The organism is Aromatoleum bremense (assembly GCF_017894365.1).
Classification (GTDB): domain Bacteria; phylum Pseudomonadota; class Gammaproteobacteria; order Burkholderiales; family Rhodocyclaceae; genus Aromatoleum; species Aromatoleum bremense.
The window spans coordinates 414,958-440,684 of sequence record NZ_CP059467.1 but is presented as its reverse complement, the minus strand read 5'-3'; the positions used below and the strand labels follow the sequence as shown (position 1 = coordinate 440,684).

The following is a 25,727-nucleotide window of genomic DNA, read 5'->3' as shown; positions in this document are numbered from 1 at the left end:
TGGGGCGGCCCGGCGTTTTCTTGAGGGTTCGTGACCGGAAGCGGAAGCTTCTGCACAAGATCGACGAAGCGCTCCGCCGTATTGATGACGGCAGTTACGGCTGGTGTGACGAGACTGGCGAGCCGATCGGCGTGGGTCGTCTCATTGCCCGGCCCACCGCAAACTTGACGGTGGAAGCTCAAGAGCGGCGAGAGATTCACAGAAGAATGATCGGCTAACAGGCAGCAGCCGATAATCAAGCCGCGGTGCTGCGCGAAGCTTGCTGGCGCACGATCTGCGCCAACGCCCGGCGCGAAGCGACTCATTTCGCGCGGCATTCCCCGTGGCCTTCGCGGGTCGCAGGGATCAGCCGAACCGCCCGGTAATATAGTCCTCGGTGTGCTTGTTGGCCGGGCGGGTGAAAATTTTTGTCGTAGGGCCGACTTCGATCACTTCCCCGATATACATGTAGGCGGTGTAGTCCGAGACGCGCGCGGCCTGTTGCATGTTGTGCGTAACGATCAGGATCGTGACCTTCGCGCGCAGTTTCTGGATCAGGTCCTCGATGCTCGCGGTGGCGATGGGGTCCAGTGCCGAGGTCGGTTCGTCGAACAGCAGCAGTTCCGGCTTGGACGCCAGGCATCGCGCGATGCACAGTCGCTGCTGCTGCCCGCCGGACAATTCGGTGCCCGGCGACTGCAACTTATCTTTGACTTCGTACCACAGCGCTGCCTCATGCAAAGCCTCTTCGACGCGCTCGTCGAGGACATTCTGTTGTTTCTCGCCCCGCACCCGCAGTCCGTAGGCGACGTTCTCGTAGATCGACTTCGGAAAGGGATTCGGCTTCTGGAAGACCATGCCGATGCGCATGCGGACGGCGATCGGATCGACCCTGGCGTCCAGGATGTTGACCCTGTCTGGATACAGGCGGATGACGCCCTCGTATCGATTGCCGGGATAGAGGTCATGCATCCGGTTGAACGAGCGCAGCAGCGTCGATTTGCCGCAGCCGGAGGGACCGATCAGCGCGGTGATGCAGTGCTCATGCACCGGCAGATTGACGTCCTTGAGCGCGCGGAAGTCGCCGTAGTAGAAGCTGAACCGTTCCGCTTCCGCCTTCAACCTTGCAGACATTCCCATCGACATGTCCGCGGCGTTCGTGGCTGCGCTTTGGGGTGCGTAGACCGTGTTCAATGCGGCGATTACCATGTTCGACCTTCCTTCAAACGAAATGGCGCAGCAGAACCGGGAGCCCGTTCCCGGCGACGCCCCCTGGGAGGCCATTCGGGGACGTTTGGTGGCAACGAGACGTAGCGTTGAGGCCGGAGGTCGCCTCTGAAAATGCGCTTCTTGGCATCAGCAAGAGTCGGGTGGCGACCATCGACCCGAGGTGATCCGGGAGCGCTGGCAGATCGACTGACGCGAGCAGCCCAAGTCCGCAGGCAGGCAGGCACGGAATGCGCTCATATCGCAGTATTCACGCGGGCCGTTACATCTTCATGACCGTGAGGAGTCTCGGTTACATTCCGCAACCCCTGCTGCGGCAGCATCCCCCTGCCGGGGAGAGCCTTCCTAGCAGCGTGTCGGACTATCCCCCTGTAAAATGCCGCGTCGCCCCTGGAACCCGAGCATGAGCCGCTTCCGCCCGATCGACCGCCAAACGGACTACCTGCTACCACCGTCGGTGCAGGACTGGCTGCCCGAATCGCACTTGGCGCGCTACGTGGTCGATGTGGTGGAAGGGCTGGACCTGTCGGCATTGGAGCGCGCCTACGCGGGCCGCGGTAGCGATGCCTACCACCCGGCGCTGCTGCTGTCGCTGCTGATCTACGGCTACGCGACGGGAACCCATTCGAGCCGCAAGATCGAGCGGGCCACGTACGACTCGCTGGCCTTCCGCTTCATCGCGTGCGACCAGCATCCGGACCACGACACGCTGGCGACGTTCCGCCGCCGTTTCGGCGATCAGTTCGCCGATGCCTTCGTGCAGGTGCTGCAAGTCGCCCGCGAGAACCAGCTCTCGCGCTTTGGCACCGTGAGCCTGGACGGTACCAAGATCCACGCCAACGCCAGCCGACACAGCGCGCTCTCGTATGGGCACGCCGAGAAGATCGAGGCCCAGCTCAAGGCCGAAGTGCAGGAGATGCTCGCGCTGGCCGAAGCGGCCGATCGGAGCTGCGTGCCCGAGGGCGTGGATCTGCCCGCGGAGATCCAGCGCCGAGAAGACCGGCTGGCCGCCATCGCGGCCGCCAAGGCCAAGATCGAAGCGCGCGCCAAGGAGCGCTTCGAGCGTGAACAGGCCGAGTTTGATGCCAAGCTGGCCAAGCGTCAGGCCAAGGCGGCGGCCACCGGCAAGAAGCCCGGCGGCAAGCCGCCGACCCCGCCTGCCCCCGGTCCGCGCGCGGACGACCAGCTCAATCTGACCGACGAAGACTCGCGCATCATGAAAGTGACCAGCGGCGGCTTCGAGCAGTGCTACAACGCGCAGGCGCTGGTCGATACGGAGTCGATGCTGGTGATGGTGCCCCACCTCACCCAGGCGGGCAACGACAAGGAGCAGGTCGAGCCGATGCTGGCCCGCATCGCGGCCCTGCCCGAAGGGCTCAATCAGCCCGACCAACTGCTGGCCGACACCGGTTTCTTCAGCGAGCGCAACGTCCAGGGCTGCCAGGCCGCCGGGATCGAACCGCTGATCGCGGTCGGGCGCGACGAGCACCATCCGGATTGGCGCCGCCGCTTCGAAGAGCCCGCCCCGCTCGAGCAGCCCGCCAGCCCCGTCGAACAGATGAAGCACGCCCTCAAGACCCGGGCCGGCCGCGCCGCCTACGCGCTCCGGAAACAGACCGTGGAACCGGTGTTCGGCATCATCAAGTCGGTGATGGGATTTCGCCAGTTCCTGCTGCGCGGGCTCGACAACGTGCGCGCCGAGTGGACCCTGGTGTGCTTGGCGTGGAACTTGAAGCGCATGGCCGTATTGCGTCCGCAGTGAGAAAAAAGGACAGGGGCATTGCGATTTCGGACAGGAAACCGCTGATTGGAACCTGAAATGCCGACCGTTTCTCACATTGTGAAATCAAGCCCCCGGATACAGCGCCGGCGGTGCTCAAGTCCGACAGGCTGCTAGTGCCCGTCTTCACCACGCGATTTCGCCGCGAGACGCTGCGGTACATGCCCCGCGAGGGCGTGAAGATCCTGTTGATGATCGATGAGGGCACGATCCAGTCGGGCGAGCGCAGTGCGCCGATCAGGGAGCTCGAACTCGAACTCGCACATTTGCCCAAATTCGCCTCGCCCGCCTGCGCAGGCGAGGCCGCCGCCGCTTCGAAGCCGCCCGCCGATCTGGCCCCCACCCATTTGCACGAACTGCGTATCGCGATGAAGGAACTGTGCTACGCGACAGAATTTCTTGCGCCGTTGTTTCCGGACAAGGCGGTGCGGCGTTACCTCGCGCACCTCACGCGCGCACAAGGCGTGCTCGGCTTCCTGCAGGATGTCGTGGTCGCGCGTCGCCGCCTGGATGCCTGGGCTCGAGACGATGCAAGGCTCACCACGGCAGCGGCTTTCGTCCTCGGCTGGTACGCGCCGCGCTACGCCAAGCTGCGTCGCCGCGTGTTGCACGACTGCGAGCCCGTGTTGTGGGGCAACAAGCCGTGGTAGTGGATGCCCGAGCGGCACGGCGAATTTCTGTCACATACTGCCTCCACAATCGCGCGAGGCGCCATGCGGGGGTATCACATGGAGAAAGTGGATGTCGTCACGTCGCTGGGACAGCTGCAGTTGCTGCGCCCCGCCTGGATCAAGGCTGCGCTCGCCGCGAATGACAGGCTCAAGCTGTATCTGACCGTGCTGCAAGCCGCGCAGGCACACGCGGAACAGCCGAATGCGCCGCTGCTCGATCTGAAGCGCGAGTTCGCCGCGGCACAGGTCACGATCCCATGGCTCACTGATCTGCCCGGCACGACCTACCGGGAGGGCAAGACGCTGTACGTGCCGGATTTCCTGAGGCTGGTTGCGCTGCTGCGGGACGACCTGCGGATCATGGCGCGCCCGCTGGCCGGCGTCGGCAATATCGTCGAATCGGAGCTGGACCGCCGGGTTGAGCAATGGTGCGGCTGGCTGGACGCGCTGACGGAAGACACGCTCGATGTCGCGCAGCTGCGGGCGCTGACCAGCGGCAAGCGTGGGGAAGACGACAGCTTCCATGTGCTGGTGATGGACCTGCACAAGGCGCTCAACCGCATGGCGGCTGAGTTGTCGAGCGAGACCATCGACGGCGCGCACGTCTGGGAGCTGCAGGACGCGGACCGTCCGCGGGTCGCCGCCTTCATGCGCGGCCTCAATCGAACGCGTGCGCTCAAGCTGAACCACCCCGGGCTCGACACCGCCGCCACCCGCGATGGCGAACGCCTGCTGCTGCAAAACGACATCGGCACCAACGACGCGCACGTGCTCGTCGTCCAGGTCGCAGGGATACGTGCCACATTGACTTACTCCGACCTGCACCGCCAGCGATTGGCCTTCTTCCAGTCCCTGCTGACGGAGATCGGCGCGAGCTGGTCGGCGCCCGAATTGCGCGTCACGCCGGGCCTCAACGCCGGCGAGGCCTATCACGTCGACACCGCGGTTTTCGATTGCGACGGCGAGGAAGCGCTGCAGCACGTGCTCGAAGGCATCGGTTCGCGCATCGTGTTCCTGATCGACTGGAACCGTGCCCGCAAGCGTCTGGTGGAGTTCGTCAGCAAGGTCGACGCGGTCGCCGTCCTCGCCGAAGGGGCTCGCCGTGAGGTGGGCCACATGGCCTGGCTCGCGGGCGGTGGCGAACGACTGATCTACGGCGCGATGCAGGCGCTCGGCGCGGACTACTTCCACATCGGCGACCGCCTCGACCAAGTGATGGGGCCGGCCCAGGCAAAGGAGTTCCTCGTCGAGGTGCTGGTGCTGTCGAGCCAGGCGATACAGCGGCATCAGCCGATCGCGCTGATCGCAGACGAAACGAGACTGCTGTTGGTGCGCCACATGCGGCAGCACCGCGACGAGTTCGATCTATTGACCGAACATGCGGCGTACTGCCATGCGATTGCCGAGGGCGTACGCGATGCCCTCGCGCACGGACACGACAGCGACAAGGAGGCTGCCCGCGCGCTGGCCGAACGCGCCAAGGAGTGGGAGCGTCAGGCCGACCTCCTCGTGGTGCATTCGCGCGCGCGGGCGGAGCGGCACCCGCGCTGGTTGCCATTCACCCGGTTGATCGAGGGGGCTGATGATGTCGCCGATGCCCTCGAGGAGGCGGCTTTCCTGCTGTCGCTGATTGCCGCCGACCATCACCAGGGTTGGCGGGGTGAGGTGCACCAGGTAATGCAGCTGCTGGCCGACGCGGTTCTCACGGCCACGCAGGATCACGTCAAGGCGCTCGCCATCGCACGCGCGTTCGGCGAGGAGAGCGGCGGAGTGGATCACGAGGAATTCGTCGCGGCGTCGTGGCGCGTGCTCAATGCCGAACGCCAGTGCGACATTCTGCTGCGAGATGTGCGGCGCACGTTGTCGGAGCACGTCTCCGACGCGGCGACTTTGAATTTGAGCACCGATTTCGCTGCCGCCCTCGAACAGGCCACCGACGCGCTGCTCGCCACCGGTTACGCCCTGCGCAAGCTTGCGTTCAGCCGCGTGGGAGGGGGCGAATGACGCGCCAGCCTCACTCTGCGCCGGTGCAAGATGAACAGAGCGGGCTCCGGTTGATCCATTTCATCGGCGGTGGCATGGCGTTGCCCGAGGCTGCTACGCCGGCGGCCCTGGGGTTCAAGGCGTGGAACCTCGCCCGCATGGCGGCGCTGGGCCTTCCCGTGCCGCCCGCATTCGTTCTCGGCACCGGCTGGTGCGCACGGACCGAAGAGGTCGGCCCCGCGCTCTGGCAGGAGGCGCTGCTGCAGCTGGAACGCCTTACCGGCCTGGCCTTGGGCGATCGGCGGCGTCCGTTGCTGTTGTCGGTGCGCTCGGGCGCGCCGGTTTCCATGCCGGGCATGCTCGAAACCTTGCTCAACGTCGGACTTACCGACGCGACCCTGCCAGGTTTGGTGAGGCTGACCGGACATCCTCGCCTCGCCTGGGATGCCTATCGTCGGCTCATCGCCGGCTTCGGCGAGGTGGTTGTCCGTATCGATGCGCGTCATTTCGCGGCCGACCTCGATGCCGTACGCGGCGATACCGACGAGCGCGCACTCGACTTCGCTGCGCTGCGCGACGTGGCGCATCGTCATCTGGTCACTTACGCGCGGGAGGCCGGCGAAGCTTTTCCGCAGGATGCGCACGTACAACTGCGCGACGCCATTTCCGCCGTCTTCGCTTCCTGGCACGGCGACAAGGCCCGCGCCTACCGTCAGCTGCACGGCCTGTCGGAGTCGATGGGGACGGCGGTGACCGTGCAGCGCATGGTGTTTGGTAACGCCGGGGGGACGTCCGGGTCGGGCGTCGGTTTTACCCGCAATCCGAACAGCGGCGAGCCGGCACCGTGGGTCGACTTCCTCTTCAATGCGCAGGGCGAGGACGTCGTTAGCGGCCGGCGCAGCGCGCAAGGTCACGAAGAACTGGCAGCCGTTGCGCCCCAGGCGTGGAACGCTCTGCTCCAGGCCGCAGCCCAACTCGAGCGCGCCTTCGGCGACATGCAGGATTTCGAGTTCACGGTGCAGGACGCCCAGCTCTACCTGCTGCAGACGAGAGGCGGCAAACGCACGCCCCAGGCTGCAGCACGGATCGCACTCGATCTCTGCGACGAAGGGGTGATCGCATCGGAAGTTGCGCTCGAACGAACGCGGGAGTTCGACGCGCGTTCGCTCGCGCTGCGTGTGATCGCGGCGAAGGACGGCAGGATTCCCGAACCGCTGGCTCATGTACCCAGTGCGGCCACCGGCGTGGTATGCGGCGAGATCGCGCTGGACGAGGCGCGGGTACGCGAGCGCAAGGCTGCCGGCGCGAGCGTGGTACTGGTGCGGCGCAACGCCGAGACGCGCGACATCGCCGCACTCGACCTGGCGGACGGCTTGCTGACCCAGCACGGCGCGCGTACCTCGCATGCGGCGGTCGTAGCGCGCCAACTCGGCAAGGTGTGCCTTGTCGGCTGTGAGAACCTCGCGATCGACGAGTCGGACGGCACCGTGCGTATCGGCGCGCAGGTGCTGCGGGAGGGAGATTCGATCACCCTCGACGGCAACGAAGGCGTTGTCTACGCCGGCACGACGCGGGTCGAGGAGCGAATTCCGCAGGAACTGCTCGAGCGCCTCGAGCGGCTGCGCGCGCATTGCTGAACGAAGCGGGCGCGGCGTCTATATTGCAGACAGGGCCGAAAAGCGCCGGGGCTGTTTCAAGAACCTTCCCCGAAAAGGACCGCTCATGATCGAACGCGTCTTCAACGTTCTCTTTCTGTGCGCCGACAATTCGGCGCGCAGCATCATTGCCGAATCGATCCTGAATCACGCCGGGAAGGGGCGCTTCCGGGCATTCAGTGCGGGTAGCCATCCGAGGGGCGAGATCGATCCCTTCGTCATGGAATTGCTGGAACAAGAGGGATTGCCGACTGGCGGCCTGCGGAGCAAGAGCTGGGACGAATTCACGAACCCCGGTGCCCCAGCGATGGATTTCGTCATCACTCTGTGCGACAAAACCGCTGGAGAAGTGTGTCCCGTCTGGCCCGGCCACCCGGCGACAGCGCACTGGAGTATCGAGGATCCCGCCGCTGTGGGCGGAGATGACCAAGCCAGGCGCCGCGCCGTCGAGGGGGTGCTGCAATTGCTGAACAGCCGGATGGTGTTATTCGTCAGCTTGCGGTTTGCGGAACTCGATGTCCTTTCGCTGCAGCGGGAAGTGGCCGATATCGGACGGCTGCCCGAGCAGGGGGACTGAGTAGCATTAGAACTGCGTTGCAATCAGAGCTGGGTGGAGGGAACCCGTCGGGCCGTCTGCCGATCACCTTTCCGGCGGACCTCGCCCAGACCCCGCGACCGGAGCTGCCCGGCCTGGGCACGCCGTGGGGCACAGCGACCACGATTCGCTACGACGAAGGCGCGGAAGTCGGGTACCGCTGGTACGCAAAGAAGGACAGAAAGCCGATGTACCCGTTCAGCCACGGATTGAGCTACACGAGCTTCGCGTACAGCGACCTGAAGGTCAGCGGCGGCGAGACCGTCACGGCGGCCCCTCGTGGCCCCGGTGACGGACAAGTCCGGGGTCGCTGCAGATGCCGCCCAGGAGCCGTCTTCAGTTCTGTTTTTTGAGCGCCCCCAGGAAACGGCTTTGCCGTTTCCGCCTCCCGAGGGGGACAAGAAAACTTGGGGCGGCCCGGCGTTTTCTTGAACCCGGACCGCTCGCTTCATTCGAGTCGCTGCCGGATCGCGCCGAATTCGTCGCTGTATCGTCCAACGAGTTCCCGCGCGGTGTGCCGGAGCCGCTCCGGGTCGGCGTTCAATGCATTGCCGACGCCGGCCGCGAGGTGGTCCACCGCGACCGTTGCACGCACTTCCGGCGGCTCCCACGTCGCGGCGAAAGCCGCCTGCTTGCCGGGCCGTCTCCCTGCGGACGGATGGAGCAGGTTGAGGCGCGGCAGCGCGAACGCCATTGCGACGATCCGGCCGTGCAGGCTGCTGCCGCAGTACCCGCGACTCGCGGCGATCAGCGCGCAGATGTCCCAGATGTCGAGCGATTCGATGATCCTCACCGATGTCGCTCGCAGGCGCGCCGCGAGCCGCGCGTAGCAGACCCTGTCGTCGTGCCACGGCGCCGCGCCGGCGCGGAACAGTGCGACGCCGTAGCCGGTCGAGCGTGCGCTGCGTTCGAGCCCGGCGGCGATCGCGTCGAGCGTTGCGTCGTCGCCGAAGTCGGCGCTGAACTGCATCGCGAGATAGCCTTGCGGGAACGCGGCGCGGATCTGCGCGACTTCGCCCGCGCGGGTGTGCCGGGCGATGCGCTCGCCGAAGAGCGCCGCGACCATCACCGCGGGGTCGGGCACGAGGCGGGCAGTGATGCCTGCCGCGGCGAGCTGCGCGAGCGTCTCCCGATCCCGCACGCCGACCGCGTCGGCCGCGCCGAGATCCGCGAGGACTTCTGCGCGCAGCGCCGCATCGCACTGACCGAGCTCGGTGCCGCCGACGGCGTTGTAGATCACGCGCGCCGCGCCGGAGAAAAGGCCCTTCGGCAGGCAGTACGGTGCGAGCGCTCGCGTGCCGAGCCGGCGCTGCGCCCATTCCAGCGCCTCCCGCGGTCGCGCGTCGAGGCGGGTGATGGCCTCGTGCGCCTGCTGCGGCGGTAGCAGCATCACCGCTGCCTGCCACGCGCCGCAGGTGAGAATCTCGCCGCCGACGTGGATGATGTTGACCGCGCGTTCGCCCCAGGCCGCCGCGAGCGGCGCGATCGCGTGGACCGCATGTCCGCCGAAACGCCGCAAGTCGGCGTCGACGAGACCGGCGAATACCGGATTCCGGTCGTCGAGCATCGCGGCGACGACGTGGGGGAACAGCAGGTCGCCGAAGTTGTGGCGGTCGAAAGCGCCGAACAGGATCGTCGGGATGTTTGTCGGTGGTTCGGGAACGACCGGACTTCCTGCCACCACTGCCTCCTTTGGTTGCGCGCTGTCAGGGTGCAACGATTGCCTCTAGAATATCCAGCCCGAGCCCAGCGCGAACCTTGCGGCGATCCCCGAAGGATCAGGCCGGTCGCGGATGTGGGGCGCCAGTCTGCCGCGACTACCCGCTCCACGATCTGGCCCTCCCGACCGGTTCCCCCGACATGATGTCAGACACTTCTTTGCGCGTTTTGTCGGTGATTCCGCCGATGACGCAACTCAACACGCCGTACCCGTCCACCGCGTACCTGACCGGCTTCCTGCGCTCGCGCGGCATCGATGCGGTGCAGGAGGATCTTGCGCTGGCGCTTGTGCTGCGGCTGTTTTCCGGTGACGGGCTGGCGGCGATCCGCGAACGCATCGAAGCGATGCCAGAACGCGAGCGACCGCCGCGCGTGCAGGCCTTCCTCGCGCAATTCGACCGCTACCGGACGACGATCGGGCCCGCGATCGCGTTCCTGCAGGGGCGCGATCCGACCGTTGCGCATCGCATTGCCGGGCGCAGCTTCCTGCCAGAAGGCTCGCGGTTCGAATCGCTCGACGTCTACGTCGACCCGGACGGAGGCGATCCGCTCGCGTGGGCGTTCGGCGCGCTCGGGCTGCAGGACCGCGCCCGCCACCTCGCGACGCTGTATCTGAACGACGTCGCCGACGTGCTGCGCGAGGCCGTCGACCCGCGCTTCGAGTTCGTGCGCTACGCCGAATCGCTGGCACAGAGCCAGCCGACTTTCGATCCGCTCGCCGAAGCGCTCGCGGCGCCGCTCAATCTTGTCGACTGCACGCTGCGCGAATTGACGCTGGCCGCGGTGGCGCGTCATGCGCCGCGGCTCGTGCTGCTGTCGGTGCCGTTCCCGGGCGCCGTCTACGCGGCGTTCCGCATCGCGCAGGCGATCAAGGAACACGACCCGACGATCGTCACGGTCCTCGGCGGCGGATTCGTGAACACTGAGTTGCGCGAACTCTGCGAGCCGCGGGTATTCGACTATTTCGACTACGTGACGCTGGACGACGGCGAGCGCCCGATCCTGGCGCTGCTCGACCACCTTTCCGGCGGGCGTTCGCGGGAGCGGCTGGTGCGCACTTTCGTGCGCGACGACGATGCGACGGTGCGTTACATCAACCTCGGGGAAGCCGACATCGCGTTCGCCGAAGTCGGCACGCCGACCTGGGACGGCCTGCCGCTGGATCGTTATCTTTCGGTCCTCGACATGCTCAACCCGATGCACCGGCTGTGGTCGGACGGGCGCTGGAACAAGCTCACCGTCGCGCACGGCTGCTACTGGAAGAAGTGCAGCTTCTGCGACGTCAGCCTCGACTACATCTCGCGCTACGACGGCGTTGCCGCGACGACGCTCGTCGATCGCATCGAGGCGATCATCGACGAGACCGGCCAGACGGGTTTCCATTTCGTCGACGAAGCCGCGCCGCCGAAGGCGCTCAAGGCCCTGGCGCAGGAGCTTCTCGCCCGCCGCCGCGCGATCTCGTGGTGGGGCAACATTCGCTTCGAAAAATCCTTCACGCCGGAGCTCTGCCGCCTGCTTGCCGACAGCGGCTGCATCGCGATTTCCGGCGGCCTCGAAGTCGCGTCGGACCGCCTGCTCAAACTCATGAACAAGGGCGTCTCGGTCGAGCAGGTCGCGCGCGTCACGCACGGCTTCAGCGAGGCCGGCATCCTCGTCCACGCCTACCTGATGTACGGGTTTCCGACCCAGACCGTGCAGGACACCGTGGATGCGCTCGAATACGTGCGGCAGCTCTTCGAAGCCGGCTGCATCCAGTCGGGATTTTTCCATCGCTTCGCCTGCACCGTGCATTCACCGGTGGGCCAGCGCCCGGAGGAATACGGTGTCGCGCTCGCGCCGCTGCCGCCGGGCTCCTTTGCCAGGAACGACGTCCGCTTCGTCGACCCGACTGGCGTCGACCACGACGTTCTGGGCGTTGCCCTCAACAAGGCGCTGTACAACTACATGCACGGCATCGGCCTGGAAGAAGACGTTCGCAGCTGGTTTTCCGGCCGCGTCCCCCGCCCCCGTGTCCCCCGCCATTTCGTCGCCCGGGCGCTCCGGTGAGCGATATCCTGCGGTGATCCCCGCCGGCGCAGAGCCGCTAGCCGAAGAGTGCGTCGAGATCGGGGCCGGTCTGGGTCGCCTCGGCCTGCTGCAAGACAATCAATCCCTCGGCTACCAATTGCTCGAAGTCCCGCGTCTGGTTGCGCCCGTGCTCCTTTGCAAAATACAACGCCTGGTCGGCGCTGCCGAGGATGTCCGTCGGGGCGGCCGCCGGATCAACCCGGGTGAAGCCGAGACTGCATGTAATCTGCCCGATTTGCGGGAACTCATGTTTTTCGAGCGTCTGCCGGAAACGGTCGAAAATGTTGAACACGTGTTCCTGCGGCGTGGGCTGGAGCATGACCACGAATTCCTCGCCACCAAACCGGAATAATCGGTCGGTCCGTCGAAACACGGTTTTCATGACGTTCGCGACGCGAAGCAGCACTTCGTCACCGAACAGGTGGCCGTATGTGTCATTGACGCGCTTGAAGTGGTCGATATCGATAACCCCGATCCAGCGGGGGTCATTGAGCGGTCGCTCGCCCCGCCGTTCCTCGAGCGGTTCCAGCGCCGCCTCGACGGGAATACTGGCCAGCATGCGGTCGAAGGCTTCGTCAAAGGTCTTGCGATTGAGCAGTCCGGTCAGCGAGTCGCGTTCGCTGTAATCGAGAAGGCCGATGAAGTTCACGTAGATCTTGACGAATTGCTCGAGCGCTTCGCGTTCAACCTGAACCAGCGGCGGAAGGCCCATGACCGCGAGTATGCACAGTGTGGAATTACCCGCATCCGGCAACGGGAAAACGCAATCGCTGTGTGTCGCTCCGATTTTCCAGACCGGCCTCGAATCGCGCGCTGCCGCCGCGATCAGCGGATGCGCCGCAAGCGGCTCGCCCCGCTCGTCCTCGCCGGCCTTTTCACGGAACTCAACCCCGGCGTCGGAAGCGGCGACCACAATCGTTACCTGGGATTCGGCGCCGACATTGCTGCTCAGCCTGTACAGCCGAACGGTACCGGGTCTGAAAACGGTCTTTAAGGTCGAGACCAGGCTTATAGCCAGAAGGTCGCGATCGCGACATGCCGAAATGCTCTCTACCTGTCGAAGAAGTTCGTTCATTGCACTGTTGGCTTGCGTCAGGAAACTTACCAATATAAGGATATCCACTACGGAGAGTGATTTTCCTCTTTCCCGCGCGTACCTTGTCGTGCTTCTTGCCTTACATGCCAACTATTACCCCTGGGCAGATTCAATGGCCACACGCAGCCGGGCCAGGATTCGATGGTTGATCTTGTTGGTTGCCGTTCAAACGCCCGGTTCGGAGGTCTCACGATCGCTTGTCCACCCGCATTTATCCGGCGTCGTTCTTGAGACGGCGCCGCCGTTGCGTTAGGCTGGTGGCCGGTTATTTTTTACTGCGAACAGCCGTGTTTCGCGCCCCGGCCGGTTCTTGACCATGTTTCCGAGTGTCACGACAGGCCTTGTCCGAGTCGTGTGGCCAGGGGCGTAAGCGGTTTGTCCGATCTTGAAGCGGAGTGTTTGACGACATGAGTGCCTGGAGCTGCCCTCACGATCTGGAGGGAATTTGTCAGCGCGTGCAGGGCGCGGTTTGTGCGCCTGGCATGCGCGGTTGCGAGTTGGAGGGCAAGGTCCGGTTTGCGCGCGACGAGATGAATCTGCCGCGCAAGCCGGTCAAGGCGGCGTCTGCCGTGCGGGACGAAAAACCTGCGCTGCCTCCGAAGCGCCGACTGCCGTTCTGAGCGGGCCGCAAGCGGCAATCGAATTTCCCGGCCCCCGCGTCGCCGGGCCATTTTCCCAAGGACAGTGATGAGCCGACTCCGCTCCGATGTGACACTCGACGTGCTCAACGAGCGCGGCAGCGAATACCTGCCGGGCTATCTCGGCATCGAAATCCTCTCGATGGAGCAGGGCACGCTCAGCAGCCGGATGCCGGTCAGGCAGCTGCATTTCGCACCGAACAATTTTCTCCACGCGGCAAGCATCGTTGCGCTGGCCGACACCACTTGCGGCTACGGCACGATGGCGCACCTGCCGGACGGCGCCGAATCGTTCACGACGATCGAACTGAAGAGCAACCATCTCGGCACGGTCAGGGACGGGAGCATCGCCTGTGTGGCGACGGCGCAACACCTCGGGAAGAGCACGCAGGTGTGGGATGCCGTCGTGACCGACGAGGCGAGCGGGCGCAAGCTCGCGCTGTTCCGCTGCACCCAGATGATCCTGTGGCCGAAGTCCTGAGCGCCCCCAGGAAACGGCTTTGCCGTTTCCGCCCCCCGCGGGGGACAAGAAAACTTGGGACGGCCCGGCGTTTTCTCGAGAGGCAGCCCGAAAGGGCCGAAACGGGCAGGGTCCATTCTCGCGCGCCAGCGATTCGAATTTGACGTTGAAACCTCTTGTCGCTGAGAACGCTTCGCATTTATGATGCGCGGCGTTCTCATTTATTCACGTCGCACCTCCTGAGATCATTTAGCGCAAATTTCCCAGTCAACGGCAAGCCAGGCGACATCTCTCCCAGCCAGCCAGGATTCACGAAGGAGCAAGATAGATGTCGTTCAAGATCCGCATGAAGCCGGCGGCGGTGGCCGTGTTCGCCACGCTCGGCGGCGCTCATGCCACTGTGCATGCCGCCGACGCCGTGCTGTCCCCCGTTCTCGTCCAGGGCGAAGCCGAGCGTGCCGACGGCCCGGTGCAGGGTTACCGCGCCACCCGCTCGGCGACCTTCACGAAGACCGACACGCCATTGAAGGAAGTGCCGGCGTCGATCACGGTCGTGCCGGAAAGCCTGATCGAAGACCAGGCGATGCGCGGGATGTCCGACGTGCTGCGCTACGTGCCGGGTGCGACTGCCGCGCAGGGCGAAGGCAACCGCGACCAGATCGTGATCCGTGGCAACAATACGACCGCCGACTTCTTCGTGAATGGCATCCGCGACGATGCCCAGACTTTCCGCGATCTCTACAATCTTGAGCGCGTCGAGGTGCTGAAAGGCCCGGGCGGCATGACGTTTGGTCGCGGCGGCGCGGGTGGCGTCGTCAACCGCGTGACGAAGCGCCCGGTGTTCGGCCGCGTCGCCGACGCGTCGCTGACCGTCGGCAGCTGGGATCAGCTGCGCGGCACTATCGACGTCGGCAACAAGGTCAACGACGCTGCCGCGTGGCGGCTGAACGCGATGGCCGAACGGGCCGACAGCTTCCGTGACGGGGTCGACCTCGAGCGTTACGGCGTCAACCCGACGATCACCCTGACGCCCGGCGGCAACACCGCGCTGACCCTCGGCTACGAGCATTTCCATGACCGTCGCACCGCCGACCGCGGCGTGCCGTCGCAGAACGGCGAGCCGTTCGACGACAGCCGCAGCCGCTTTTTCGGCAACGCCGACCAGAGCGAGTCGAGCGTCGACGTCGACGCGCTGTCGGCGGTCCTCGAACACGACTTCGGCGGCGTGCAGCTGAAGAACAGCTTCCGGGTGACCTACTACAACAAGTTCTACCAGAACGTCTTCGCCGGCAGCGCCATCGACGGCTCCGGCAACCTTCGCCTCAGCGGCTACAACAACGCCAACGACCGCACCAACATCTTCAACCAGACTGATCTGACGACCAAGTTCGCAACCGGCAGCCTGCAGCACACGCTGCTCGCCGGCATCGAGCTGGGCCATCAGGACAGTGACAACAAGCGCCAGAGCGCCTCCTTCGCTGCCAACCCGATGGTGGTGCCGGCGAGCGATCCGTTCGCGGCGGCGACGGGCTTCAACCCGACGGCCACGGACGCCAGCAACAACGTGACGTCGAAAACGTTCGCCGCGTACCTGCAGGACCAGATCGCGCTGAACGACCAGTGGAAAGTGCTCGCAGGGCTGCGCTACGACAAGTTCGAGGTCGACTTCGACGACAAGCGTATCGCGAACGCCGATGCATCCAGTACCGACGAGGAAGTCAGCCCGCGTTTCGGCCTGATCTGGACGCCGACGGCGACGCAGACCTACTACGCGAGCTACAGCTACGCGTTCCTGCCTTCGGGCGAGCAGCTGAGCCTCGCGGTCAACACCGCGGACCTCGACCCCGAAAAGGCGATCAACTACGAGGTCGGCGCCCGCTGGGACCTCGCGCCCGAACTGACGCTGTCGGCCGCGGTGTTCCGCCTCGATCGCGAGGACGTGCGAAGCGCCGATCCGCTGAACCCGGGTTTCTTCGTCCAGACCGGCGAGCAGCGCACCGAAGGCGTCGAGCTCGCGCTGCAGGGCCAGGTCACGCCGTGGTGGCAAGTGTTCGCCGGCTACGCGGACCTCGATGCCGAGATCACGAAGACCAGCGCGAGCGCGCCGAAGGGCCGCAAGGTCGGCCTCGTGCCGGAGCGCATGGCGTCGATCTGGAACCGCTTCGACATCGGGCAGGGCTGGGGTGTGGGCCTCGGCGTCGTGCATCAGTCTTCGAGCTATACGTCATTCACCAACACGGTGAAACTGCCGTCCTTCACGCGGGTAGACGGCGCGGTGTATTACGCGTTCACCGGCGGCAAGACGCGCGTCGCGCTCAACGTCGAGAATCTCTTCGACAAGGAATATTTCCCGACCGCGCACAGCGACAATAACATCAGCCCGGGAGCGCCTCTCAATGCGCGCCTGACGCTGAGCACGGCGTTCTAAAAGCCGATACTTCCGGGGACTGGTGCGACGCGAGGCCCCGCGGAACGACCGGCCCCGGGCGGACCCGAAGGTTTTTTGCGAGCCTTCGGGTCTGCTTTTTGATGTACCTTTCCGGCACCAGACTTTGCCGGGAGGAAAAAACATGACGACGAACACCGTCTATTCCGCGACCGCCCCCGATCGTGCCGAGATTGATGCGCTGCAGGCCCCCACCGTCGTCGAGTTCGGTGCGAACTGGTGCGGATATTGCCAGGCTGCGCAACCGTCGATTGCCGCAGCCTTCGACCGCCATCCGCGCGTGCGCCACATCAGGATCGAAGATGGCAAGGGGCGCAAGCTGGGTCGCTCGTTCGGCGTGAAGCTGTGGCCGACGCTGATCTTTCTGAGTCAGGGGAGGGAAGTCGCCCGCCTGGTTCGCCCCGCCGATGCGGACGCGATCGCCGAGGCGCTCGGACGGATCGACACCGGAGCGTGACGCGCCCGCGCTTCAGAAGCCTTCGTCGAACCCTTTGATCTGCCGCCGCGCCTTCTTGGTCGGCCGCCCGCGCAGATCGCTGCCGGGTACCGGCGCCAGCCGGCGGTTTTCCTTCTCCGCCGCGCGCCGTTCGCTGCTTTCGACGGTCTCCTCATACAGCTCCCGCGCTTCCGGGGCGGGGCGCCGCTGTGCGTTGAGACCGCGCACGATCACTGTCCACACTGCGTCGCCGGCAGCGATTTCGAGCGTGTCTCCGGTCTGCACGTCGCGGGCCGGTTTGATGGCGTGGCCGTTGAGCTTGACATGACCTGCGTCGACCGCCTGGCTCGCGAGTGAGCGTGTCTTGTAGAAGCGCGCCGCCCACAACCATTTGTCGATGCGCATGCGTTCGAAGATTTCGGCCTGTGCCATTTTGGTGTTCACATGTCCTGAGAGTTTGTCGCCACGGGTCGCGATGAGCGCTGTTTCGTCCGGGCGGTCGGCGGCGTCCCGCAACCCCGATCATGCGGTTATACAAGCGTTCGCAGCGAGCTTCGATAGAAATCGATGAAACTTCGCACCCGCACGGGCAGGTGCCGTCCCGGCGGATAAACCGCGTACAGGCCGCCGCCCGGCAAGGACCAGTCGGGCAACAGGCGGACCAGACGTCCGCTCCGCAACGACTGCTCGGCGCTGAACTGGTCCAGCACCGAAATGCCGGCCCCGCTTTCGAGCAGCGCGCGCATCGCCGCGGACGAGTCGGCCCGCAGGCGGGCCCGGGTTCGGATGGTGCGCGTCTCCCCGCCGGGCGACGTGAATGTCCAGGTCAGCGGTGACCGCAGCAGGCTTAGCGCGATCCATTCGTGCTGCGCGAGATCTTCGGGATATTTCGGCTGTCCGGCACGGCGCAGGTAGTCCGGAGAGGCGACGATGCGCTGCTCGAAGTCCGCGAGCTTGATCGCACGCATCGAGGAATCGCGCAGCCAACCCAGCCGAAAGGTGAGGTCCAGCCCTTCTTCGACGACATCGGTGACCCGGTCGCTGGTGCGCAGGTCGACCTGCAGGTGCGGATGCAGCGCCGCGAATCCGGCGACGACATGCGCGAGCGACTGGACGGCATGATCCACCGTGCAACCGATGCGCAGCGTTCCGCTCAGCTCGGTGGAGCCGCTGCCGAGCTGCGTCAGCGCCTCCTCGACGCCGCGCAGCTGCGGAATGCACTCCGCGTAGAGCGTGTGCCCCGCGGCGGTAAGTGCGACACGACGCGTCGTGCGGCTGAACAGACCGACGCCGAGCTGTGCTTCCAGCCTGCTCACCTCCAGGCTGACCTTGCCCTTCGCGATGCCGAGCCGATCCGCCGCCGCGGTGAACCCCCCGGCCTCGGCCACTGCGGCAAAAATGAGCAAGGCATTCAAATCGATGTGGTCGGCGGTCGCCATCGGCGCTCCTGATTGTGCGTGAAACGATAACAGTGAGTTCTGTACTTTGATGTTTTTCCGCACAATGGCCGCTGCGATGATGCTTTCACTTCAACGTGAAAGGTGATTCTCATGAACATTGCTCTTATCGGTGCCTCTGGCTTTGTCGGTTCTGCGCTGCTGAAGGAAGCGCTGTCGCGCGGGCATCGGGTGACCGCACTCGTGACCAATCCTGCGAAGCTCGCCCCGCAGGCGAACCTCGCCGCGGCCAAGGTCGACGTTCTCGACGGGCCGGCACTGGCCGCGCAGCTGCAGGGGCACGAAGCAGTGATCAGCGCCTTCAGCGGTCACGCACAGACCGATATCTTCGGCTACTACGTGAAGGGCATCGGCTCGGTCATCGACGCCGCGAAGCAGGCTCGTGTGCCGCGCCTGCTGGTCGTCGGTGGTGCGGGAAGCCTCGAAGTGGCACCAGGGCTGCAACTGGTCGACACGCCGCAATTCCCCGAGCAGTGGAAGGACAGCGCCGAAGGTGCCCGCCAGGCGCTGAACATGCTGCGCGCCGAGAGGGAACTTGACTGGACCATGCTGAGCCCGTCGGCGTATCTCGAACCCGGGCAGCGGACCGCCAAGTTTCGCCTGGGCACCGATCACCTGCTGCAGGACGAAAAGGGCGACAGCCGCATTTCGCTCGAGGACTATGCGGTCGCGATGATCGACGAGCTTGAAGCGCCGGTCCATTCACGGCGGCGTTTCACGGTCGGCTACTGAGCATTGCGTCCCCCCGTACCGCGTCGGTGGTCAGGGGCCGGCGTGGGCCGGCCTCGGCGCCGCTGCTAGTGGACTTCGATCTCGTTGGTCACCCGCTTGACGCCGTGCAGGAACCACGCGTCCAGTTCGGCTCGCCGGCGTTCGTCCTCGGAAGAGACGACGCCCTGGAGCGTGACGACGAAATCGTGGCTGCCGACGGCGATCTGCTCCGCATGCACGAGCGGGTCGGTTTCGAGCACGAGGCGCATCGCTTCGACGACTTCCTCGTCACTGTCCTCTTCCGCGGGCCTGATTTCGAGCGCGTTGTCCACGTCGCGACAGCCTCGCGCCCACCACGCCAGCACGCCTGCCAGGCGTTTGTGGGACAGGCTGATGACGTAGCCGCTCAGCGTGATCACGCCGTCCTCGACGGCGATATCGATGGCGCCGCTCGGATCGGCGCCGGCGTCGCGCAGTACTTCCAGGCGCCCCGAACTCAGGGCGCGCAGCGTGCAGTTGAAGAAATCCACGTCCCGCGAAATCCATTTGCAGGCCGCGTCGCGGATCGCCCCGTCGCCTGCCTCCACGGCCGGTGGAATCCGCAGCCGATCGATCACTGCCCGCACACCTTCGACCCCTGTGGCAGCTGCAACCGCGCGTCGCTTGCTCGCGATTCCCGGCACCTCGCCTGACAGGGTCACCACGCCCGCGGTGGCGCTCACCTCGAGCGGATGAAGGACGGGATCGATATGCGCTCCGCGCTCGAGTGCGGCAAGAACGCGGCGCACGATGTCGTCTTTCGTCTGCATGATCCCGTCTCCTTCGGTAATGTCGGTAGGGCCGTTTGTCTGATCATAGACAACGAACCCGGAGTGGCGCGATCCGCAATGGTGGGGGTAGTGACAGCAGGCGGGATGGCAACGCGGGGTCGACCGATCCGGCCCCCAAAAGCACAGCGCCCCGTTGCTGGCGGGGCGCTGTGGCGTCTTTACTGTCCGGCCGCGGCCGATCGGCGGCCGTGACCTCAGCCGCCGGCGATGATCGGCACCAGCGTCACCCGGTCGCCGTCGTTCAACGCGGTCTCGCGTTCGCCCGACAGTACCATGCGGCCATTGACCGCGACGTTCCACGAATGATCGCCGAGTTCCTCCTGCGCTTCCGGGAACCGGCGGCGCAGGGCTTCGCGCAGCGCGATCACGTTCGATACCGGCTCATCGATGACGATATCCTTGTCCGGAGCGCCCGGAATCGGCTTCGGCAGTTCAACGCGCACGGCGAAGCCGGTCATCGTGTGGGCGAGTTGTTCGTGCCAGTCCGCGGCCGGCACACCTTCGGTGTTCAAGCCGGTGACTGTGTAGAAGCGCGACTTCATCGCCTCGAATTCCTTGCGGTCGATTTTCTCGCCCTTGAACGGCCCGACCTCGATTTCCTCGTCGAACCAACGCCGCGGCAGCGTGTCGTCCTTCCCTCGCAGACCCAGGCGGAAGTTCAACAGCCGCTCGATGCCGGTGATGTTGCGGCCAATCTCGTTGAGTTCGTCAGCGGAGAACGACAGATCGGTTGCCGACGACACTTGTGTTGCGAAGTCGCCGCAGTCGGGAGTAGAGGGCGAGTTGAACAGCTTCGTGTTGAACCGGCACATGCCGACCGAGTCGCCGACGGCGAAGGTGTTCTCGCAGCGGCGCACCGCGAACTCCTTGCCTTCGTAGCGGTTCGGTTGAGGTGAGACAGTGCCGCCGTAGAGTTCGGTCTTGAATGCTGCGTCGTCGTTGATGCGCGCGTTGATTTCGAGCGTCACGCGGTTCCTGAGGTGATCCATGCCGCGCGTCGCCACTGACAGGCCGAGCGCGAACGCCTTGAGGATGCGCGCATCGTGCGGGTCGGACTGGAACAGGCCCTTGACCGCCATGCGGTAGTCGAGCGCTTCCTTGGGATACTTGCCCCGCTCGACGGCGCGCGACGAATCCGCGATCGTGTCGCCGAAGCCTTCGCGCTTGGCCGTCATGAACAGCAGCTTTTCGACAGTCTCGTAGTTGCCCCACGACAGGTCGAGGCCGCCGGTGTGGCTCGCGTCGATGATGCCGCGCTGCCACAGTTCCATCGCCCATGCGATTGCGCTGCCGGTCGAGGCCGAGTCCAGGCCGAGGTCGTTGAGGATGTTGTTCAGGCGCAGCACGTGCTCCGGCTCCCTCAGCCCGATCATCGGGCCGAATTTGCCGACAGTGACGTACTCGGGGCCGTCGCCCTTGTCGTACTTGTCGAACTTGCCGTCGTTGTGGATGCCGTTGTAGGTGCGCTGCTTCTTGTGCTCGACATCCGCCTGGGCCTTGTCGTAGCTCGCATTGCCCTTCAGGCCTTTCAGCGCCGCCGAACCCCAGCCGCCCTTGCCTTCGGGCGTCATGTCGTTGAGGTTGCGGCAATGCACCGGGCACTTGTAGCAGCCGTCCATGCCGGGGCGGTAGGGGTCGAAGTTGTCGGCGTCGAGCGAGTCGTGCCAGGCGGTCTTCTGGTTGTTCATCGTGCCCAGTGCGCCGAGCACGCGCGAAGGCTTGTACAGGAACGGCGTGCCGACCTGCTTCAACGCGTTCTTGATCACCGAGGTCGAGGTGATCTTCTTGCCGATCACCTTGTTGTGGTCCTTCAGCTCCTTGGCTTTCGGCGCTTCGCCGGGTTTGCCGTGCACCATGATCGCTTTCAGGCGCAGCGCGCCCATCTTCGCGCCGCCGCCGCCACGCGCCCAGATTGCCTTGATGCCGCCCATGATGCCGCTGCACAGCGCGAGGTTTTCGCCGGCGGTCGTGATGCGGGCGAGCGCCATGTCCTTGCGTTCGGTGCACTCGAAGTCGCGCTCGATGGCGCCGGGAATCTCGAGGTTGTCGAGGCCGACGTAAGGCGTCGCGTCGAGGAACTGGACTTCGTCGTGCGCGATGCGCAGCAGCGTCCATTGCGGCGCCAGGCCGTACAGCACGATATGATCGTAGCCGTGTCGCTTGACGAAGGACGGGAAGTAATCGCCGCCGTTGGCGTCGAGGATCGCGTCGCTTTCGGGCGAGCGGCTGGTGAAGTTGCCGCGCGTCGCGGCGGGCATGTCGCCGGTGAGGGTTCCGGCGCCGAAGATCAGCGGGATCTCCGGATCGAGGGCGTCGCGCTCTTCCTGCAGCAGGTTGTAGAGCAGGTACATGTTCGCGCCGCGGCCGCCGAGGAACGTCTGGAGCACGTCGCGCGGCAGGTATTTGCGGCGCGTTTCGCGCCGTTCGAGATCGACGAACAGGGTCAGGCCCTGCGTCGGGAACTGGGGCTCGTCATGCATTCTGGCGCACAACTGCTCGACCTTCGTCCTGATATTCATTGGCGTGTCCGTGGCAATCAAGGGTGGTTCGAAGTATAGGGAGCAAATTGTTTGACGTCAAACAATGACGGCAAGAAATGCAGGTTCTGCCGCGATGGACGGTTTGCGGCAAGCCGGCAACGCAAATGCCCGCAAATTCGAGGGTCCGGCGTTCTGCTCCAGGATTACCGCTGTGACCGTAACCGACGCAGTCAGGCGCGTGCTTCAACCGCGAGCGCGAGAGTGCACCGGGCTCCTCCGCTACTGAGGGGACACGCTCCGGAGGTTACTTGCAAGAGACGTTTGTGAATATCGTAAATTGTTTGATATTCATCAATTGAAGCGAAAATAGGCGACTCTCCGTGTTGTGGGGGGTCTACCTCAGGCCTATCGTGCAGAAAAATAAGAACCATGGACCGATACACCGGAGGAGCAGATGAGCAAGGGTATTTCAGCTGGAATGAGGGTAGTGGCCGGGGCGGCGATGGCGCTGGCGTTTGGTGCAGTGTCGGCGGAGGAAGTGACGCTGAAGGTGCATCACTTCCTGCCACCGGGTTCGACGGCGCACGCGAAGTTCATCACGCCGTGGTGCGACAAGATCAACAAGGAATCGGCCGGCCGGTTGAAATGCCAGATCTACCCGGCGATGCAACTCGGCGGCACGCCGGCGCAGCTGATCGACCAGGCGCGCGACGGCATTGCCGATATCGTCTGGACGCTGCCCGGGTACAGCCCCGGGCGCTTCCCTGCGGTCGAAGTGTTCGAGTTGCCGTTCATGATCAAGACCGCTGAACTGTCGAGCCGTGCGCTGTGGGAATACGTCACGGTGAACAAGCTCGACCAGACGGAGTTCAAGGACGTTCACCCGATCCTTTTCCACGTTCATGACAGCGGCCAGCTGCACCTCGTCAAGGGGCCGATCACCCAGCAGTCGAACTTCCGCGGCCTCAAGCTGCGGGCGCCGACGCGCCAGACGAACAAGTTCCTCGCCGCGCTCGGGGCGACGCCGGTCGGCATGCCGGTGCCGCAGGTTTCCGAGGCGCTGTCCAAAGGCGTCATCGACGGCGCGATGCTGCCGTGGGAAGTCGTTCCGGCAGTAAAGGCTCACGAGCTGGTCAAGTTCCACAGCGAAGGCGACCCGAAAGCGCGAGCGCTCTACACGGGGGCGTTCATCTTTGCGATGAACAAGGCGAAGTACGACAGCCTGCCGGCCGACCTGAAGCAGGTCATCGACGCCAATGGCGGAGCCGACGCGTCGGCGTGGGTCGGCAAGGTGTGGGACGAGTCGGCGACCGCCGCACGCAAACTGGCGTCGGACCGCGGCAACCAGTTCAACGTCATTCCGGCGTCCGAACTCAAGAAATGGGAGACGGCCGGCCAGCACGTCTATGACTCCTGGGTCTCCGAAGTCTCGGGTAAGGGATACGACGGCAAGGCGCTGCTCAAGAGCGCGCAGGATCTGATCCAGAAGCACGACCCGATCTGAAGCATTCGGCACTCCGCGATGCGAACCGTCACCGTTCGCGTCGCGGCCACATGACCCGCGGTCTGCGGGTCCGGGGACGAATCCGTCCGCCGGCCGGGATCGCCTCACCGGGAGACTTCAAATGTCCGAACCCATTGCAACGCCGATCTGTCCGCCGCAGGACGCGATCGGTCGCTCACTGTTCTTTCTTTCCCGCGCGTTCGCTGCGACCGGCGGACTGGTGCTGGTCGCGGTCAGCATCATGTCGGTGTTGAGCATCGCGAGCCGCGCGCTGACCGGCAACGCGGTGCTCGGCGACTTCGAACTGGTGCAGCTCGGTTCCGCCGTTGCGGTCGCCGCGTTCCTGCCTTGGGGCCAGATGCGCGGCAGCCACGTGTTCGTCGACTTCTTCACGACCGGCCTGCGCCCCGGTATTCGGGCCCGGCTCGACGGCCTCGGTGCGCTGTTGCTCGCGATCTGCGCCGCGATCGTGGCCTGGCGGATGACGATCGGCACGGTCGATCTCAGGGCCAGCAGTGAAACCTCGATGCTGCTCGGCGTGCCCACCTGGTATGCGTACGTGCTGATGTCGCCGTCCTTCGCGCTGCTCGCAGCGACCGCGTTTTACACGTCATCACAGAAATTCCGGGAGCAGCCAGCATGAGCGGTACGGCTATCGGTGCAAGTTTCTTCGTTTTCCTGCTGGTGCTGCTGGCGCTGCGGGTGCCGATCGCGATCTCGATGTTGATCACCGGGGTTGCCGGCTACGTCACGATGGCGGGCTGGGATCCGCTGCTCAGCTATCTGAAGACCGCCGCCTACGGGCGCTATTCGATCTATGATCTGTCGGTCGTCCCGCTGTTCCTGCTGATGGGCAGCTTCGCGTCGCGCGGCGGCCTGTCGAAAGCGCTGTTCGGCGCGGCCGAATCGATGATCGGCCATTACCGCGGCGGCGTCGCGATGGCGGCGGTTGGCGCCTGTGCAGGGTTCGGCGCGATCTGCGGTTCGTCGCTCGCGACGGCAGCGACGATGGGTCAGGTCGCGCTGCCGGAACTGCGCCGGCTCAATTACTCGCCGGCACTCGCGACGGCGACGCTCGCCGCCGGCGGCACGCTGGGCATCCTGATTCCGCCGTCGGTTGTGCTGGTGATCTACGCGATCCTCGCCGAGCAGAACATCGCCAAGCTGTTCGCCGCGGCGCTCATTCCCGGCATCATCGCCGCCCTCGGCTACATCGCCGTCATCGCGCTGTACTGTCGGCTCGATCCGGGCGCGGGACCGGCCGCCGAACGCAAGAGCGTGGCGCTGCGGGTCCGTGCGCTGATCGACGTATGGCCGGTGCTGGCGATTTTCGTCATCGTCATCGGCGGCATCTACGGCGGCATCTTTACGCCGACCGAGGCGGCTTCGGTGGGCACGATCGGCGCCGGCGTGCTGGCGGTCGCGAAGGGCATGCGCCTCGACGGACTGATGGAGTCGCTGTACTCGACCGCCGAAGCTACCGCGATGATCTTCCTGATCCTGCTCGGTGCTGACGTGCTCAACGTGTTTCTCGCGCTGACGCAGATGCCGGCGGAACTGGCGAGCTGGGTCTCGGGCTCGGGACTGCCGCCGCTCCTGGTGCTGTTCGCGATCATCGTTATCTACGTGTTCCTCGGCTGCGTCATGGACAGCCTGTCGATGATCCTGCTGACGATCCCGATCTTTCTGCCGATGGTTCTGGGCCTCGATTTCTGGGGCCTGGATCAAACCGAGAAGGCGATCTGGTTCGGCATCCTCGCGCTGATGGTCGTCGAAGTCGGCCTCATCACGCCACCGGTCGGCATGAACGTCTACATCATCAACAGCATGGCGAAGAACGTCCCGATGTCGGCGACTTTCCGCGGCATCGTGCCGTTCCTGATGTCGGACGCGCTGCGCGTCGTCCTGCTGGTTTTCTTCCCGGTCCTGACGCTGTTTCTGGTCCGGTTAATAGGATGAAGCCCGAGAGCTTGCGGGCTACAGGAGAAATGAC

At 65.1% G+C, this 25,727-nt stretch carries 21 protein-coding genes and 1 pseudogene; 15 read left to right on the top strand and 7 right to left on the bottom strand.

The window, feature by feature from the left end; genetic code table 11:
• Nucleotides 1-20 precede the first annotated feature (20 nt).
• Nucleotides 21-218 (top strand): annotated as a pseudogene (locus tag pbN1_RS02000) (TraR/DksA C4-type zinc finger protein); the annotation flags it as partial.
• Between the two features lie 127 nt (nt 219-345).
• On the opposite strand, the gene pstB reads toward pbN1_RS02000, so the two are convergent.
• Nucleotides 346-1,125 carry a phosphate ABC transporter ATP-binding protein PstB gene (gene pstB, locus pbN1_RS01995; RefSeq protein ID WP_210147725.1) on the bottom strand — a complete coding sequence of 260 codons (780 nt, stop codon included), beginning with the start codon at nt 1,123-1,125 and terminating at the stop codon, nt 346-348.
• Nucleotides 1,126-1,609: 484 nt separating this feature from the next.
• Between pstB and pbN1_RS01990 the strand changes: the two genes are divergently transcribed.
• The 5 genes from pbN1_RS01990 to pbN1_RS01970 all read left to right on the top strand — a co-directional run bounded on the left by pbN1_RS01990 (nt 1,610) and on the right by pbN1_RS01970 (nt 7,872).
• Nucleotides 1,610-2,968, top strand: coding sequence for an IS1182-like element ISAzo1 family transposase (locus tag pbN1_RS01990; RefSeq protein WP_169204312.1), 1,359 nt, complete (start codon nt 1,610-1,612; stop codon nt 2,966-2,968).
• Nucleotides 2,969-3,078: 110 nt separating this feature from the next.
• On the top strand, nt 3,079-3,636 hold the full coding sequence (locus tag pbN1_RS01985) for a CHAD domain-containing protein (protein ID WP_244857123.1): 558 nt from the start codon (nt 3,079-3,081) through the stop codon (nt 3,634-3,636).
• Between the two features lie 78 nt (nt 3,637-3,714).
• On the top strand, nt 3,715-5,661 hold the full coding sequence (locus pbN1_RS01980; protein ID WP_169203392.1) for a DUF47 family protein: 1,947 nt from the start codon (nt 3,715-3,717) through the stop codon (nt 5,659-5,661).
• Nucleotides 5,658-7,277 (top strand): PEP/pyruvate-binding domain-containing protein, encoded by a 1,620-nt coding sequence (locus pbN1_RS01975; protein WP_169203393.1) that lies wholly within the window; start codon nt 5,658-5,660, stop codon nt 7,275-7,277. Before pbN1_RS01980 ends, pbN1_RS01975 begins: the two co-directional genes overlap by 4 nt.
• Nucleotides 7,278-7,362: 85 nt before the next feature.
• A complete protein-coding gene (locus pbN1_RS01970; RefSeq protein ID WP_169203394.1) occupies nt 7,363-7,872 on the top strand; it encodes an arsenate reductase ArsC in 510 nt (169 codons plus the stop codon).
• 466 nt (nt 7,873-8,338) lie between these two features.
• Here the strand turns inward: pbN1_RS01970 and pbN1_RS01965 are convergent, their stop codons facing one another.
• Nucleotides 8,339-9,571: a polysaccharide pyruvyl transferase family protein gene (locus pbN1_RS01965; RefSeq protein WP_244857121.1), complete on the bottom strand. Its 1,233-nt coding sequence runs from the start codon at nt 9,569-9,571 to the stop codon at nt 8,339-8,341.
• 182 nt (nt 9,572-9,753) lie between these two features.
• Here pbN1_RS01965 and pbN1_RS01960 point away from each other — a divergent pair, with 182 nt between their 5' ends.
• Nucleotides 9,754-11,655, top strand: coding sequence for a B12-binding domain-containing radical SAM protein (locus tag pbN1_RS01960; protein WP_169203410.1), 1,902 nt, complete (start codon nt 9,754-9,756; stop codon nt 11,653-11,655).
• Nucleotides 11,656-11,692: 37 nt separating this feature from the next.
• Here the strand turns inward: pbN1_RS01960 and pbN1_RS01955 are convergent, their stop codons facing one another.
• On the bottom strand, nt 11,693-12,751 hold the full coding sequence (locus pbN1_RS01955) for a GGDEF domain-containing protein (protein ID WP_169203396.1): 1,059 nt from the start codon (nt 12,749-12,751) through the stop codon (nt 11,693-11,695).
• 416 nt (nt 12,752-13,167) lie between these two features.
• On the opposite strand from pbN1_RS01955, the gene pbN1_RS01950 reads away from it, so the two are divergent.
• From pbN1_RS01950 to pbN1_RS01935, 4 genes are all read left to right on the top strand, one after another.
• Complete coding sequence (locus tag pbN1_RS01950; protein ID WP_244857119.1) at nt 13,168-13,392, top strand: hypothetical protein; 225 nt, start codon at nt 13,168-13,170, stop codon at nt 13,390-13,392.
• 67 nt (nt 13,393-13,459) lie between these two features.
• Complete coding sequence (locus pbN1_RS01945) at nt 13,460-13,891, top strand: PaaI family thioesterase (RefSeq protein WP_169203397.1); 432 nt, start codon at nt 13,460-13,462, stop codon at nt 13,889-13,891.
• Between the two features lie 307 nt (nt 13,892-14,198).
• Nucleotides 14,199-16,298: a TonB-dependent receptor gene (locus tag pbN1_RS01940; RefSeq protein ID WP_169203398.1), complete on the top strand. Its 2,100-nt coding sequence runs from the start codon at nt 14,199-14,201 to the stop codon at nt 16,296-16,298.
• A gap of 142 nt (nt 16,299-16,440) precedes the next feature.
• A complete protein-coding gene (locus tag pbN1_RS01935) occupies nt 16,441-16,773 on the top strand; it encodes a thioredoxin family protein (RefSeq protein WP_169203399.1) in 333 nt (110 codons plus the stop codon).
• A gap of 12 nt (nt 16,774-16,785) precedes the next feature.
• Here pbN1_RS01935 and pbN1_RS01930 read toward each other — a convergent pair whose 3' ends face one another.
• Both pbN1_RS01930 and pbN1_RS01925 read right to left on the bottom strand, forming a co-directional pair.
• Nucleotides 16,786-17,184, bottom strand: a complete 399-nt coding sequence (locus pbN1_RS01930; RefSeq protein WP_169203412.1) for an RNA-binding S4 domain-containing protein — start codon at nt 17,182-17,184, stop codon at nt 16,786-16,788.
• Between the two features lie 98 nt (nt 17,185-17,282).
• Nucleotides 17,283-18,191 (bottom strand): LysR family transcriptional regulator, encoded by a 909-nt coding sequence (locus pbN1_RS01925; protein ID WP_169203400.1) that lies wholly within the window; start codon nt 18,189-18,191, stop codon nt 17,283-17,285.
• A 111-nt stretch (nt 18,192-18,302) separates the two neighbouring features.
• Between pbN1_RS01925 and pbN1_RS01920 the strand changes: the two genes are divergently transcribed.
• Nucleotides 18,303-18,941, top strand: coding sequence for an NAD(P)-dependent oxidoreductase (locus pbN1_RS01920; RefSeq protein WP_169203401.1), 639 nt, complete (start codon nt 18,303-18,305; stop codon nt 18,939-18,941).
• Nucleotides 18,942-19,006: 65 nt separating this feature from the next.
• Here the strand turns inward: pbN1_RS01920 and pbN1_RS01915 are convergent, their stop codons facing one another.
• Both pbN1_RS01915 and pbN1_RS01910 read right to left on the bottom strand, forming a co-directional pair.
• Nucleotides 19,007-19,729, bottom strand: a complete 723-nt coding sequence (locus pbN1_RS01915; protein WP_169203402.1) for a BON domain-containing protein — start codon at nt 19,727-19,729, stop codon at nt 19,007-19,009.
• A 215-nt stretch (nt 19,730-19,944) separates the two neighbouring features.
• A complete protein-coding gene (locus tag pbN1_RS01910) occupies nt 19,945-22,269 on the bottom strand; it encodes an aldehyde ferredoxin oxidoreductase C-terminal domain-containing protein (RefSeq protein WP_169203403.1) in 2,325 nt (774 codons plus the stop codon).
• A gap of 415 nt (nt 22,270-22,684) precedes the next feature.
• On the opposite strand from pbN1_RS01910, the gene pbN1_RS01905 reads away from it, so the two are divergent.
• The 3 genes from pbN1_RS01905 to pbN1_RS01895 all read left to right on the top strand — a co-directional run bounded on the left by pbN1_RS01905 (nt 22,685) and on the right by pbN1_RS01895 (nt 25,693).
• A complete protein-coding gene (locus pbN1_RS01905; RefSeq protein ID WP_244857117.1) occupies nt 22,685-23,734 on the top strand; it encodes a TRAP transporter substrate-binding protein in 1,050 nt (349 codons plus the stop codon).
• Between the two features lie 121 nt (nt 23,735-23,855).
• Nucleotides 23,856-24,377 carry a TRAP transporter small permease gene (locus pbN1_RS01900; protein WP_169203404.1) on the top strand — a complete coding sequence of 174 codons (522 nt, stop codon included), beginning with the start codon at nt 23,856-23,858 and terminating at the stop codon, nt 24,375-24,377.
• On the top strand, nt 24,374-25,693 hold the full coding sequence (locus pbN1_RS01895) for a TRAP transporter large permease (RefSeq protein WP_169203405.1): 1,320 nt from the start codon (nt 24,374-24,376) through the stop codon (nt 25,691-25,693). Before pbN1_RS01900 ends, pbN1_RS01895 begins: the two co-directional genes overlap by 4 nt.
• The last annotated feature ends 34 nt before the right edge of the window (nt 25,694-25,727 follow it).